At 61.9% G+C, this 12,733-nt stretch carries 12 protein-coding genes; 9 read left to right on the top strand and 3 right to left on the bottom strand.

The annotated features are described in order from the left end of the window. Positions 1–38 precede the first annotated feature (38 nt). Positions 39–791 (bottom strand): thioesterase II family protein, encoded by a 753-nt coding sequence (locus tag TK42_RS04760; RefSeq protein ID WP_032880094.1) that lies wholly within the window; start codon positions 789–791, stop codon positions 39–41. Positions 792–1,092: 301 nt separating this feature from the next. Between TK42_RS04760 and TK42_RS04755 the strand changes: the two genes are divergently transcribed. After that, entirely contained in the window at positions 1,093–1,644 is a 552-nt protein-coding gene (locus TK42_RS04755) for an RNA polymerase factor sigma-70 (RefSeq protein WP_005789991.1), read from the top strand. A gap of 253 nt (positions 1,645–1,897) precedes the next feature. Here the strand turns inward: TK42_RS04755 and TK42_RS04750 are convergent, their stop codons facing one another. Beyond that, positions 1,898–2,686 carry an ABC transporter substrate-binding protein gene (locus tag TK42_RS04750; RefSeq protein ID WP_078821952.1) on the bottom strand — a complete coding sequence of 263 codons (789 nt, stop codon included), beginning with the start codon at positions 2,684–2,686 and terminating at the stop codon, positions 1,898–1,900. A 92-nt stretch (positions 2,687–2,778) separates the two neighbouring features. Further along, entirely contained in the window at positions 2,779–3,402 is a 624-nt protein-coding gene (locus TK42_RS04745) for a TetR/AcrR family transcriptional regulator (RefSeq protein WP_005789994.1), read from the bottom strand. A 153-nt stretch (positions 3,403–3,555) separates the two neighbouring features. On the opposite strand from TK42_RS04745, the gene TK42_RS04740 reads away from it, so the two are divergent. From TK42_RS04740 to TK42_RS04705, 8 genes are all read left to right on the top strand, one after another. Next, a complete protein-coding gene (locus TK42_RS04740) occupies positions 3,556–5,334 on the top strand; it encodes an acyclic terpene utilization AtuA family protein (RefSeq protein ID WP_103733699.1) in 1,779 nt (592 codons plus the stop codon). Between the two features lie 12 nt (positions 5,335–5,346). Next, positions 5,347–6,219 carry an SDR family oxidoreductase gene (locus tag TK42_RS04735; protein WP_103733698.1) on the top strand — a complete coding sequence of 291 codons (873 nt, stop codon included), beginning with the start codon at positions 5,347–5,349 and terminating at the stop codon, positions 6,217–6,219. A gap of 4 nt (positions 6,220–6,223) precedes the next feature. Next, positions 6,224–7,840 carry a geranyl-CoA carboxylase subunit beta gene (atuC, locus tag TK42_RS04730; RefSeq protein WP_103733697.1) on the top strand — a complete coding sequence of 539 codons (1,617 nt, stop codon included), beginning with the start codon at positions 6,224–6,226 and terminating at the stop codon, positions 7,838–7,840. 17 nt (positions 7,841–7,857) lie between these two features. Beyond that, positions 7,858–9,015: a citronellyl-CoA dehydrogenase gene (gene atuD, locus TK42_RS04725; RefSeq protein ID WP_103733696.1), complete on the top strand. Its 1,158-nt coding sequence runs from the start codon at positions 7,858–7,860 to the stop codon at positions 9,013–9,015. Next, positions 9,012–9,773 (top strand): enoyl-CoA hydratase/isomerase family protein, encoded by a 762-nt coding sequence (locus tag TK42_RS04720; protein WP_103733695.1) that lies wholly within the window; start codon positions 9,012–9,014, stop codon positions 9,771–9,773. The genes atuD and TK42_RS04720 overlap by 4 nt, the downstream gene beginning before the upstream one ends. 105 nt (positions 9,774–9,878) lie before the next feature. Further along, positions 9,879–11,762 (top strand): acetyl/propionyl/methylcrotonyl-CoA carboxylase subunit alpha, encoded by a 1,884-nt coding sequence (locus tag TK42_RS04715; RefSeq protein ID WP_103733694.1) that lies wholly within the window; start codon positions 9,879–9,881, stop codon positions 11,760–11,762. Between the two features lie 74 nt (positions 11,763–11,836). Next, a complete protein-coding gene (locus TK42_RS04710; protein ID WP_005790007.1) occupies positions 11,837–12,379 on the top strand; it encodes an exonuclease domain-containing protein in 543 nt (180 codons plus the stop codon). A 64-nt stretch (positions 12,380–12,443) separates the two neighbouring features. After that, positions 12,444–12,725, top strand: a complete 282-nt coding sequence (locus TK42_RS04705) for a pyrimidine/purine nucleoside phosphorylase (RefSeq protein ID WP_032880083.1) — start codon at positions 12,444–12,446, stop codon at positions 12,723–12,725. Positions 12,726–12,733 lie beyond the last annotated feature (8 nt).

The following is a 12,733-nucleotide window of genomic DNA, read 5'->3' as shown; positions in this document are numbered from 1 at the left end:
GAAATCGGCTTACGGGAAATTCGGGAAATCGGTGAGGTTCAGCCGGCGGCAAGTTGCCGTGCCGCGCCAATGCGCCAGCGCGCCAAGTGCTCGTCGGCATAGCGCCGCAGGCAGCGCAATACGGCGCTTTCGTGCTGTACGAGAAAGAAGTGATGGCCGTCGAACATATCCAGGGAGAAACCGCTGGCGGCGTCGAGTTGCCAGTCGAGCAACTGGTCGGCGCGTACGCTGTCCTGCTTGCCGCCAAACACATGGATTGGCAGGCCAAGCGGCTCGCGCTCGCCGTAGATGAAACTGCCGCACAGCAGAAAGTCGGCGCGCAGGATCGGCAACATCAACTGCATCAACTCGGGGCTGGCCAGGGCTTCTTCGGCAGTGCCCTGCAATTCGCGCAGGCGGGCGATGAGTTGGGCATCGGTCTTCTCGATAGCGTATTCGCTGACATCGCGCCGCGCCGGGCCAGCCGTGCCTGAAGCAAATAACGCCAGGGGCGCAGGCACATTGCGCGCGCTCAAGGCATGGGCCAACTCAAACGCCAACAGCCCACCCAGGCTGTGACCGAACAAGGCATAAGGACCGTCGAGATCACGGCTGATTTCCTCAGCCAATTGCGCCGCCAGAGCCTTGATATCGCGCTGCAACGGCTCGTCCATGCGCCTGCCGCGCCCGGGTAATTCCAGCGGGCATACCTGCAACCAATCCGGCAGGACGCGGCGCCAGCGAGCATAGACCGAGGCGCTGGCGCCTGAGTGGGGCAGGCAAAACAGACGCAGCCGGGCGGGCGTATTCATCACGCAAGCACTCCAAACTGACACATGCCCAATGCACGATAAAAACCCATCTGCTCCTCCTGCGGGTGCTGATCCTTGGCCGTTTGTTAACAAGCCTGTCACCCAGAAGAACGGACGGCCCCGGCAAATAATTAGTCGCAGGCGGCGAGCGAGACGTAGTTCACACCTTCCACAAAGGCATAAGATTAGTTCGCCTTCTCATTTGACAATCATTATCATTCAGCATAATTTGTTGCCCGATGTGTAGGAGGCCTCAGCAAGGACGCCCTCCCCTAACCTCTTTTGCGACAAGGTGATTTCCATGACGGAACAAGTATCCACAGGCAGGTGCGACTCACCCCTTCTGCAGGCGTTCGTCGATAATCGACTGATATTGGTAAAGATCGCCGCACGCATTACCGGGTGCCGCTCCCGTGCCGAAGACGTGGTACAGGACGCCTACTTCCGATTGCAGTCAGCGCCGACGATCACTTCATCGTTCAAAGCCCAACTGAGTTACCTGTTCCAGATCGTGCGTAACCTGGCGATCGATCATTACCGCAAGCAGGCCCTGGAGCTCAAATACTCCGGGACCGAAGAGGAAGGCTTGAATGTGGTTATTCACGGCGCTTCACCGGAAACGTCGCACATCAATTTCAACACCCTGGAAAACATCGCCGACGCCCTGACGGAATTGCCCCAGCGCACTCGCTATGCGTTCGAGATGTACCGCCTGCATGGCGTGCCTCAAAAGGATATCGCCAAGGAGTTGGGGGTTTCGCCGACATTGGTGAACTTCATGATTCGCGATGCGCTGGTGCATTGCCGCAAGGTGTCGGGCAGCCACAGCGATACGTTTGCACGCAGGGTTTGAGCGCGGCATAAACATATAGTGTGGAAGGAGCGGCGCGGGCAATCGGTAACCACGATGCGAAGCGAGCCGCTCTTGATCTGCTTTTGATCTTGATCTTAGGCGCCCCGTCAAACCACGCTGGCCGTAATCCGCCATCGGGGGCAAGCCCCCTCCCACATTTGGATCTTGGCGTGTCAGGTAGATATGCGCCAGCTATCCGACCGTCACGGGAGCCAGCTCCCTCGCGCCCCATCAAAAAGGTTTCAAATCCCCCTCAGGGCACTGGCGTCAGATCAATACGATACGGCTCGAAAATCTTCAGCATCTGCCCATTGTCCCGCAAGCCCTTGAGCAATGCGGAAAACGCCTCTGCCGTGATCGGTGCCTTGGGCCGCAGCAACGCGTAATGGTGATACACCTGGTCAATGCGCTCGGACACCAGAAATTGCCCGGCCATGTCCACATTGCGCACCAGAAAATCACTCAGGTACGAACGCGTCACCAAGGCAATATCAGCCCGCCCACGCGCGACCATCAACAGGTTGCTGTCATGGGAATAAGTCAAGGTGGCGTTGAAGTGCTGGGCCATGTTCCTGGGATCCGGGTTGAAACCCGCAAAGGCATAGTGATAGCCGCTGAACACTGCCAGGCGCTTGCCGGCAAGGTCGGCAAAATAGCTTTCGTCGCGACCTGGCTGACGTTGGGCGACGAAGATTTCTGCGTCTTCCAGGCCCATGTCGACGCTGGTATGGGCAATATCCCGCCAGCCCCAGGACGGGTTTTCGAAGATCGCCATGTCGACCCGGCCTTGCTCGAAATCACGGAAACGCCGGGGAATAGATGTGGGTACCAAGACAAACTGGTAGTCGGTTTGCGCAGCGTTCAGGGCCTCGATCAATTGCGGCAGCAAACCGGTATCGGCACCTTGTTCAGGACGTACGGTGTAAGGCGGAAAGTGCGCCGCGCCGATCCTCACCAATTGCGCAGCGCCCGCCTGCGTCCACGCGGCGCTGCCCAGTGCCCATAATGCAAGTCCTGCAGCCAGCCGCCATGGCGAAAACATCGAGGCACACACCGTTGAATATTCTGATGGCGCTAAGCTAGGCGTTTTTATCGGGGGAGACAACGTTCGCCCTAAAATTAATAACGTGCACCTCAATCCGCCTTTAACACCATCAGCAGGGCCTCTTCGGCCAATTCTTCAAGGGTCAGGCTGCCCTGGGTACGGAACCAGGTAGTGGTCCAGGACAACGCGCCCGTCAGGAAGCGCCGAGTAATAAACACGTCACCGCGGATATACCCGGCGGTCTTGGCCTCACCCAATACCTGCAACCAGATATCTTCATAAACGTCGCGCAAGGCCAGCACCTGGGCCTGGCCCTCGGCCGACAGCGAACGCCATTCGTAGACCAGCACCGCCATGGCCTCGCCGCTGCCGCCCATGATCGACTGCAACTCGCAGCGAATCAGCGCCAGCACACGCTCGCGCACAGTGCTCGCCTCTTCCAGCGCGGCGCGCATCATTGCGGTGTTGTAGTGGATGGTTTCTTCCATCACCGCCCGCAGAATCTCGTCCTTGCTCTTGAAATGATGAAAGATGCTCCCCGACTGTATGCCCACGGCGCTGGCGAGGTCACGCACGGTCGTGCGCTCAAAACCCTTGTTGCGAAACAGGTGAGCCGCGGTTTGCAGCAATTTGCCCCGGGCGCTCTCGGGGTCGGTCAATCGGCCACCGGCGACCATGGCGCGCATCACCCCCAGGGCTTTGTGCTCATCCATGCTGCTCTCCTTCACTTGTGCTGACATCTTGGGCGGCAATTTAGGCCGTGGCCGCCACCCAAGCAAGCGCTTGGGTAAAACTTGTGCGCACAGTTTACAAACCAAGCGCTTGCTTGGTAGTCTCGACGCCAGCCCCTGGAGGACGGATTTCTCATGAGCAAAACGGTTCGTATCGGCTGCGCCAGCGCCTTCTGGGGCGACACCTGCACGGCGGCCGCTCAATTGGTGCACGGCGGCGCCCTGGATTACCTGGTGTTCGACTACCTGGCGGAAGTCACCATGTCGATTCTCGCCGGAGCACGCATGAAAGACTCCAAGGCCGGTTACGCCACGGACTTTGTCGAGGTCCTCACGCCCTTGCTGGCGGATCTCCAACGCCAGGGCATCCGCGTGATCAGCAATGCCGGCGGCATCAATCCCCAGGCCTGCGCCGCCGCCCTGCAAGCGGCCTGCGACCAGGCCGGCATTGCGCTGAAAATCGCGGTGCTGCTCGGCGATGACCTGCACCCCCAACTCAAACACCTGCCCAACGTCACCGACATGTTCAATGGCGCCCCGCTGCCACCTTTGTGCGTGTCCGCCAATGCCTACCTTGGCGCGCCGGGGATTGCCCAGGCCCTGGGGCTTGGCGCCGATATCATCATCACCGGCCGAGTGGTCGACAGCGCGGTGGTCAGCGCGGCCTTGGTGCACGAGTTCAACTGGTCATGGCAAAACTACGATCATCTGGCCCAGGCCGCCCTGGCCGGGCATATCATCGAATGCGGTGCCCAGTGCACCGGCGGCAATTTCACCGATTGGCGCGACGTACCGGACTACGAGCACATCGGCTTCCCCATCGTCGAAGTCAGCGCCGACGGCCAGTTCACCGTCAACAAAGTCGAAGGCAGCGGCGGCCTGATCAGTGAACTCAGCGTGGCCGAACAGCTGCTGTATGAAATCGCTGATCCGCGCGCCTATCTGCTGCCGGATGTGATCTGCGATTTCAGCCAGGTCAAGTTGCAGCAGCAAGGCAAGCATTCAGTGCGTGTGCACGGCGCCAAGGGGCTACCACCCACCGATCAGTACAAGGTCAGCGCCACCTATCCTGATGGTTTCCGCTGTACCGCCAGTTGTCTGCTTGCCGGGATCGACGCGGTGGCCAAGGCCGAGCGGGTCAGCCAGGCGATCATCAACAAGACCGAGCAACTGTTCAGCCAACGCGGTTGGGCGCCCTACACCGACGTGAACATTGAGCTGCTGGGCAGCGAAGCCACCTACGGCGCCCATGCCCGGCGTGAGGATTGCCGCGAAGTGGTGATGAAACTGGCCGTGAGGCACCCGAGCAAACAGGCCCTGGTGCTGTTCGCCCGCGAGATCGCGCAAGCGGCCACCGGCATGGCGCCGGGGCTCACCGGCATCGTCGGCGGGCGGCCTACGGTCTACCCGTTGATTCGGCTGTTTTCGTTTCTGATCGACAAGGCGGCCTGTGCACTGAGCATCGATTATCAAGGCCAACGCCATGCCGTCGAACTGCCCGCCGCGCTCCCCCTACGCACGCCCGCTGCCCCCATCGAACCGCCCAAACCCCAAGGCCGCGCCGACGCCAGCGTGCCCCTGGTGAAACTTGCCGTGGCGCGCTCCGGTGACAAGGGCAACCACAGCAATATCGGCGTGATCGCCCGCCACCCCGACTACCTGCCATGGATCGCCGAAACGCTGACCCGGGAGGTGATCGTCGATTGGATGAGCCACGTGCTCGACCCCCTTCACGGCCGCGTCGAGCGCTGGTATCTACCCGGCAGCCACAGCCTGAATTTCCTGCTGGAAAATGCCCTGGGCGGCGGTGGTATCGCCAGCCTGCGCATCGACCCGCAAGGCAAAGCCTTTGCCCAGCAACTGCTGGAAATCCCCATCGCCGTGCCGCAACACATTGCCGACCAACTCACCTAAAGGACCGTCGCCGTGGCCTTCGACTCGATCTTCAAAGCCGACCTGTTCCAGGGGCAAACCGTGATTGTCACCGGAGGCGGCAGTGGCATTGGCCGCTGCACCGCCCATGAGCTGGCGGCCTTGGGCGCTCGCGTGATCCTGGTGGGTCGCAAGCCGGAAAAACTGCAGAAGGTCGCAGCGGAAATTGTCGAAGATGGCGGCGTCGCCCATTGGCATGTCTGTGATATTCGTGATGAAGAGGCGGTGAAGGCGCTGGTCACGCAGATTCTGCACGACCATGGCCCCATCCATGGCCTGGTCAATAACGCCGGCGGCCAATACCCCTCGCCCCTGGCCGCCATCAACCAAAAGGGCTTTGAAACCGTACTGCGCACCAACCTGGTGGGTGGTTTCCTGGTGGCGCGGGAAGTGTTCAACCAGTCGATGAGCAAGCACGGTGGATCAATCGTCAACATGCTCGCCGACATGTGGGGCGGTATGCCCGGCATGGGCCATTCCGGCGCAGCGCGCGCGGGCATGGATAATTTCACCAAGACCGCCGCGTTTGAATGGGGCTATGCCGGGGTGCGCGTCAACGCCGTGGCGCCCGGCTGGATTGCCTCCAGCGGCATGGACACCTATGAAGGCGCGTTCAAGGCCGTGATCCCCACCTTGCGCGAGCATGTGCCGCTCAAACGCATCGGCACCGAGTCGGAAGTCAGCGCGGCCATCGTTTTTCTACTCAGCCCGGCCGCGGCCTTTGTCAGCGGCAGCACGCTGCGCATCGACGGTGCCGCCAGCCTGGGCAGTCGGGCATGGCCGCTGCACAAGGCGCAGGCGCCGAGCCAACCCTTCAATGGGTTCCACCGCGCCTATCTGCCGGATGTGCTCAAGACGGAGCAATAACACGATGCCGACGATTGAAACCCTGGTCGATCCCCACAGCCCACAGTTCGCACAGAATCGCGCCGCCATGCTGGCCGCCATTGCCCAGTTGCACCAACTGGAACACAACCTGCTGGCCAAGGCTGAGGAGGCCAGGCCCAAGTTCGACAAGCGCGGCCAATTGCTGCCCCGCGAGCGCCTCAACCTGCTGCTCGACCCGGGCGCGCCGTTTCTGGAACTGGCCAGCCTGGCCGGCTACAAACTCCACGACGACAAGGACGGCAGCGCCGCCGGTGGCGGGCTGATCGCCGGCATCGGCTATGTCAGCGGCGTGCGTATGTTGGTGGTGGCCAACAACAGCGCGATCAAGGGCGGCACCATTTCCCCCTCGGGCCTGAAGAAATCCCTGCGCCTGCAACAGATCGCCATGGAGAACAAACTGCCGGTGGTGACCCTCGCCGAAAGCGGCGGCGCCAACCTTAATTATGCCGCCGAGATTTTCGTCGAAGGCGCGCGCAGCTTTGCCAACCAGGCGCGCATGTCGGCGATGGGCCTGCCGCAGATCACCGTGGTGCATGGCTCGGCCACGGCAGGCGGTGCCTATCAGCCGGGCTTGTCGGATTACGTGGTGGTGGTGCGCGGCAAGGCCAAGCTGTTCCTTGCCGGGCCACCACTGCTCAAGGCCGCCACCGGCGAAGTAGCCAGCGACGAAGATTTGGGCGGTGCGCAGATGCACGCCCAAACCGCCGGCACCGCTGAATACCTGGCGGAAAATGATGCCGATGGCGTGCGTATCGTGCGAGAAATTGTCGGCCTGCTGCCGTGGAATGACCGGCAGCCGCCAGCGGTAAAAAACGCCTATACCGAGCCGCTGTACCCCATCGACGAGTTGCTGGGGCTGATCCCCGATGATCCGAAAAAGCCCTACGACGTGCGCGAAATCCTTGCGCGCCTGGCCGACGCCTCTCATTTCCTGGAGTTCAAAAGCGAGTTCGACGCCCATACCGTCTGCGGCCATCTGCATATCCAGGGCCGTGCCGTTGGTGTGATCGGCAACAACGGCCCCATCACGCCGAAAGGCGCCAGCAAGGCCGCGCAGTTTATCCAGCTGTGTGATCAGAGCCGTACGCCGCTGCTGTTCCTGCACAACACCACCGGCTTCATGGTTGGCACCGAGTCCGAACAGCAAGGGGTGATCAAGCACGGTGCAAAGATGATTCAGGCGGTGGCCAACGCCCGCGTGCCCAAGCTCACGGTGGTGGTCGGTGGCTCCTACGGTGCCGGTAACTATGCGATGTGCGGGCGCGGCCTTGACCCCCGCTTTATATTCGCCTGGCCCAACAGCCGCACAGCGGTAATGGGTGGCGCGCAAGCCGGCAAGGTGCTGCGCATCGTCACCGAGGCCAAGCAGTTGAAGGACGGCCTGGTGCCCGACCCAAAGGTGCTGGACATGCTCGAACAGGTCACCGCGCAGAAGCTCGACAGCCAGTCCACGGCGCTCTACGGCAGCGCCAATCTGTGGGATGACGGGTTGATCGATCCACGGGATACCCGCACCTTGCTTGGGTTCCTGCTGGATATCTGCCATGAGGCTGAACTAAGGCAACTGCAACCGAACAGCTTTGGTGTGGCGCGATTCTAATCAGGAGAACAATAAAAATGATCTTCACCCAGGAACACCAGGAACTGCGCCGCACCGTGCGCGCCTTCGTCGACCGCGAGATCAACCCCCATGTCGACGAGTGGGAAAAAGCCGGGCGCTTTCCCATCCACGAGATCTTCCGCAAGGCCGGCGACCTGGGCCTGCTGGGCATTTCCAAGCCGCAGCAGTTCGGCGGCATGGGCCTGGACTACAGCTACTCCATCGTCGCCGCCGAAGCGTTCGGCAGCATCCGCTGTGGCGGCATCCCCATGTCCATCGGCGTGCAGACCGACATGTGCACCCCGGCCCTGGCCCGCTTCGGCTCCGATGAATTGCGCGAGGAGTTCCTGCGCCCGGCCATCAGCGGTGAACAGGTCGGCTGCATCGGCGTGTCGGAAACCGGCGCCGGCTCCGACGTGGCCGGGCTCAAGACCCATGCGCGTAAAGACGGCGACGACTATGTGATCAACGGCAGCAAGATGTGGATCACCAACTCGCCCAGCGCTGACTTTATCTGCCTGCTCGCCAACACCTCCGATGACAAGCCGCATATCAACAAGTCGCTGATCATGGTGCCGATGAACACCCCGGGCATCAGCGTCAGCCCGCCCCTGGAAAAGCTCGGCATGCACAGCTCCGAAACCGCGCAGGTGTTCTTCGACGGCGTGCGTGTGCCGCAGCGCAACCGCATCGGCCATGAAGGAGCAGGCTTCATGATGCAGATGCTGCAGTTCCAGGAAGAACGCCTATTTGGCGCGGCCAATATGATCAAGGGCCTGGAGTACTGCATCGACAGCACCATCGAATACTGCAAAGAGCGCCAGACCTTCGGCAAGGCGCTGATCGACAACCAGGTAATCCACTTCCGCCTGGCCGAACTGGCCACCGAAATCGAGTGTCTGCGTGCGTTGGTCTACCAGGCTACCGAGCAGTACATCAAGGGCCAGGACGTGACTCGCCTGGCGTCCATGGCCAAGCTCAAGGCCGGACGCCTGGGCCGTGAGGTCAGCGACAGTTGCCTGCAATATTGGGGCGGCATGGGCTTCATGTGGGACAACCCGGTGGCCCGCGCCTACCGCGACGTGCGCCTGGTATCGATTGGCGGCGGTGCCGACGAAATCATGCTGGGCATCATCTGCAAACTGATGGGCACCCTGCCCGGTAAAAAGCCATGAGTACCCTGCTGCTGGAAGCCCATAACGGCGTGCTGCATATCACCCTCAACCGGCCCGAATGCCGCAATGCAATGAGCCTGGCCATGGTCAGGGAACTGCGTGCAGTACTGGCGCAATTGGACAGACAGGTACGCGCCGTGGTGATCAGCGGTGCGGGGGGGCATTTCTGCGCGGGGGCCGATGTGAAGGACCTGGTCGGCGCGGGGGATCAGTTACACGCGTTGAACCGCGCGTTTGGCACCTTGCTGCAAGAGGTGCAAGCGCTGCCGCAGGTGGTAATCGTAGTGCTGCAGGGCGCGGTGCTGGGCGGTGGGTTTGGGTTGGCCTGTGTGAGCGATATTGCGATCGCCGAACACAAGGCGCAGTTCGGCTTGCCGGAGACCACCCTGGGGTTGTTGCCGGCGCAGATAGCGCCGTTTGTGGTCAAGCGCATCGGCTTGACCCAGGCACGGCGGCTGGCGCTGACGGCGGCGCGGTTTGATGGGATCGAGGCTGGCCGTTTGGGCGTGGTGCATTTTGTCGAGCACGATGCCCAGGCACTGGCGCAGCGGCTGGATGAAGTGTTGGGGCAGGTATTGCAGTGCGCGCCGGGGGCCAATGCGCGAACCAAATCCCTGTTGCTGGCAAGCGTGGATGAGCCGCTTGATGCTGTACTGGACCGCGGGGCGCAGTGGTTTGCCGAGGCGGTGAGAGGCGAGGAAGGGATTGAGGGGACGCAGGCGTTTGTGCAGAAGCGAAAGCCGGGTTGGTCTCGATGACGCCATCGCAGGCAAGCCAGCTCCCACAGGGGAACACATTTCAAATGTGGGAGCTGGCCTGCGAAGAGGCCCCAACACACGCCACATCCAGTAAGGGATAACCCAATGCCCGCCTTCACCAAAATCCTGATCGCCAACCGCGGCGAAATCGCCTGTCGTATCCAGCGCACTGCCCAAGCCCTGGGCTACCGCACCGTGGCCGTGTACAGCGACGCCGACACCCATGCCCTGCACGTGCAGATGGCCGACGAAGCCGTGAATATCGGCCCGGCTCCCGTACAACAGTCATACCTGAACATCGCCGCCATCCTCGACGCCGCCCGACGCACCGGCGCCGACGCCATCCACCCCGGCTACGGCTTCCTTTCGGAAAACCCCGACTTCGCCCGCGCCTGTCAGAACGCCCGTATCGTTTTCATCGGCCCCAGCAGCGAAGCCATCGAGCTGATGGGCAGCAAGCGCCTGTCGAAGATCGCCATGCTCGACGCCGGTGTGCCCTGTATCGCCGGTTACCAAGGCAGCGCCCAGGACGACGCCACGCTGCAACAGGAAGCCGAGCGCATCGGCTTCCCGCTGATGATCAAGGCCAGCGCCGGTGGCGGCGGGCGTGGCATGCGCCTGGTACACCAACCTGAACAGCTGCTGGAGCAATTGCGCACTGCGCGCTCCGAGGCAATGAACGCTTTTGGCAGCGACGAACTGATTCTTGAGCAGGCCCTGATCGACCCGCGCCACGTTGAGGTGCAAGTGTTCGGCGACCGCCATGGCAACCTGATCTACCTGGGCGAGCGCGACTGCTCGATCCAGCGCCGCCATCAGAAAGTCATCGAAGAAGCGCCCTGCCCCGTGATGACGCCCGAACTGCGCCAGGCCATGGGCGACGCGGCGCTCAAGGCCGGGCGGGCGGTGAGCTACGTCGGCGCCGGTACCGTGGAGTTTCTGCTCGACCGCAATGGCCGGTTTTATTTCCTGGAAATGAACACGCGCCTGCAAGTCGAACACCCGGTGACCGAGCTGATCACCGGCCTCGATCTGGTGGCCTGGCAACTGCACATCGCCGCCGGCCAGCCGCTGCCGCTGGCACAAGCCGATGTGGTGCTGAGCGGCCACGCCATGGAAGTGCGCCTGTACGCCGAAGACCCGGCCCAGGGCTTCCTGCCGCAAACCGGTGACGTGCTGCGCTGGGAGCCTGCCGCCTGCGTGCGCATCGACCATGGCCTACGCGAAGGCGAAACCATCAGCCCGTTCTACGACCCGATGCTGGGCAAGATCATCGCCCACGGCGCCACTCGCGAAGAAGCTCGCCGAAAGTTGCTGCGGGCAGTGGAAGACACCGTGCTACTGGGTGTCACCACCAATCAGCGGTTTTTGGTTGATTTGCTCAAGCAGCCGGATTTTATCGCCGGCGAGTTCAGCACCGCCTTTATCGCCGAACGCTTCGGCCAGCTACCGCCCCAGGCGCCATCGACTGAACAGCTCAGCCTGGCCGCAGCGCTGTTTTACCGGCACAGCGCCGACCAGCATCCCCAAGGCCTGGCGGGATGGCGCAACACCGCCAATGTGCCGTGCACCTACCGCCTGGAGGTCAATGGCCAAACCCACACCGTGAGTGCCGACGACCTGCAACTCACCATCGACGGTCGCTGGGCCACCTCGGTGCTCAACGGCATCCGGCGGCGTACCGCCTACTACATCGACGATACCCAACTGTGGCTGCCCGGCGTGAAGGTGACCAACCGCACCCAGCAGGTCGCCAGCCGCCAGGTGGATGCCAGCAGTGGCACGGTCAAGGCGCCGATGGATGGCGCCATTGTCGATATCCAGGTCAGCGTCGGCGACACAGTCACCAAAGGCCAACTGTTGCTGGTGCTCGAAGCGATGAAAATGGAGCACCCGTTGAAGGCCGGGATCGACGGCATCGTCAAGGCGGTGCAGGTCATGGCGGGCGATCAGGTGCGCAATCGTCAGGTTTTGCTACAGATCGAATAACGCCCTAGGCGGAACTACAGGGCCGGGCTACGCTCTATCCCCATCAGAAAGGGACGAGTACGGGAACCTGCACCATGCCTCATTGGCTGATTATTGACCTTGAAGCCACAACGGATGACGGCGGTTGGCCCGTGACGGAGATGGAAGTCATCGAGATCGGCGCCAGCCTGGTCAACCGCCAGGGCCGCGAACTGGATCACTTTCAGCGCTTTGTGCGGCCACTGCGACGGCCGTTGCTGACGCCCTTTTGCCGCAAGCTGACCCATATCACCCAAGCCAATATCGACGCAGCCACACCGATCACCGAGGTGTGGCCGCTGTTCGAGCGCTGGCTGGGCCAGCACCAGGCACGCCTGGAAGGCTGGGCCAGCTGGGGTGATTACGATCGCGTGCAACTTGAACTCGAATGGCAGCGCCATGGCCTGTCCAGCGCCCTGGGGCAAACGCCCCATGTGAACCTCAAGCAACGCTTTGCCAAGGCCCGGCGCCTGGACAAACCACTGGGGCTCAATGGTGCGCTGCAATTGGCGGGGATGCAGTTCAATGGCCAACAGCATCGCGCCCTGGAAGACGCGCGTAACACCGCACGCCTGTTACCGTTGATTTTGCCGGTCTAGGCAGCTCCCGTGGGCTTGGGCATACTGGCCGACCTTTCCAGACCCTTTTTCCGAGGATTCACCCATGTTCAAAGTCAACGAGTACTTCGACGGCACCGTCAAGTCGATCGCTTTCGGCACTGCAGAAGGTCCGGCGACCATCGGCGTGATGGCTCCGGGTGAATACGAATTCGGTACCGCCCAGCGTGAAATCATGCATGTGGTCTGCGGCGCACTGATTGTCAAACTGCCCGACGCCGAGTGGGAAACCTTCGCCGCCGGCAGCCAGTTCAACGTACCGGCCAACAGCAAGTTCCAGTTGAAGGTCGCCGTAGACACCGCTTACCTGTGTGAATACCGCGGCTAAGTATCACA

The sequence above is a fragment of the Pseudomonas sp. GZJR-8 genome, assembly GCF_002916705.1.
In the GTDB taxonomy this organism is placed as follows: Bacteria; Pseudomonadota; Gammaproteobacteria; order Pseudomonadales; family Pseudomonadaceae; genus Aquipseudomonas; species Aquipseudomonas synxantha_A.
The sequence above is the reverse complement of the archived record's forward strand: the minus strand, read 5'-3'. Positions and strand labels throughout refer to the sequence as shown.

Excerpts from the sequence above, each read along its gene's own strand:
- TK42_RS04750 (WP_078821952.1), bottom strand. The coding sequence starts at position 2,686 with ATGTTTTCGCCATGGCGGCTGGCTGCAGGACTTGCATTATGGGCACTG.
- atuC (WP_103733697.1), top strand. The coding sequence starts at position 6,224 with ATGCCGACGATTGAAACCCTGGTCGATCCCCACAGCCCACAGTTCGCA.
- TK42_RS04755 (WP_005789991.1), top strand. The coding sequence starts at position 1,093 with ATGACGGAACAAGTATCCACAGGCAGGTGCGACTCACCCCTTCTGCAG.
- TK42_RS04720 (WP_103733695.1), top strand. The coding sequence starts at position 9,012 with ATGAGTACCCTGCTGCTGGAAGCCCATAACGGCGTGCTGCATATCACC.
- TK42_RS04740 (WP_103733699.1), top strand. The coding sequence starts at position 3,556 with ATGAGCAAAACGGTTCGTATCGGCTGCGCCAGCGCCTTCTGGGGCGAC.
- atuD (WP_103733696.1), top strand. The coding sequence starts at position 7,858 with ATGATCTTCACCCAGGAACACCAGGAACTGCGCCGCACCGTGCGCGCC.
- TK42_RS04710 (WP_005790007.1), top strand. The coding sequence starts at position 11,837 with ATGCCTCATTGGCTGATTATTGACCTTGAAGCCACAACGGATGACGGC.
- TK42_RS04745 (WP_005789994.1), bottom strand. The coding sequence starts at position 3,402 with ATGGATGAGCACAAAGCCCTGGGGGTGATGCGCGCCATGGTCGCCGGT.
- TK42_RS04760 (WP_032880094.1), bottom strand. The coding sequence starts at position 791 with ATGAATACGCCCGCCCGGCTGCGTCTGTTTTGCCTGCCCCACTCAGGC.
- TK42_RS04705 (WP_032880083.1), top strand. The coding sequence starts at position 12,444 with ATGTTCAAAGTCAACGAGTACTTCGACGGCACCGTCAAGTCGATCGCT.
- TK42_RS04715 (WP_103733694.1), top strand. The coding sequence starts at position 9,879 with ATGCCCGCCTTCACCAAAATCCTGATCGCCAACCGCGGCGAAATCGCC.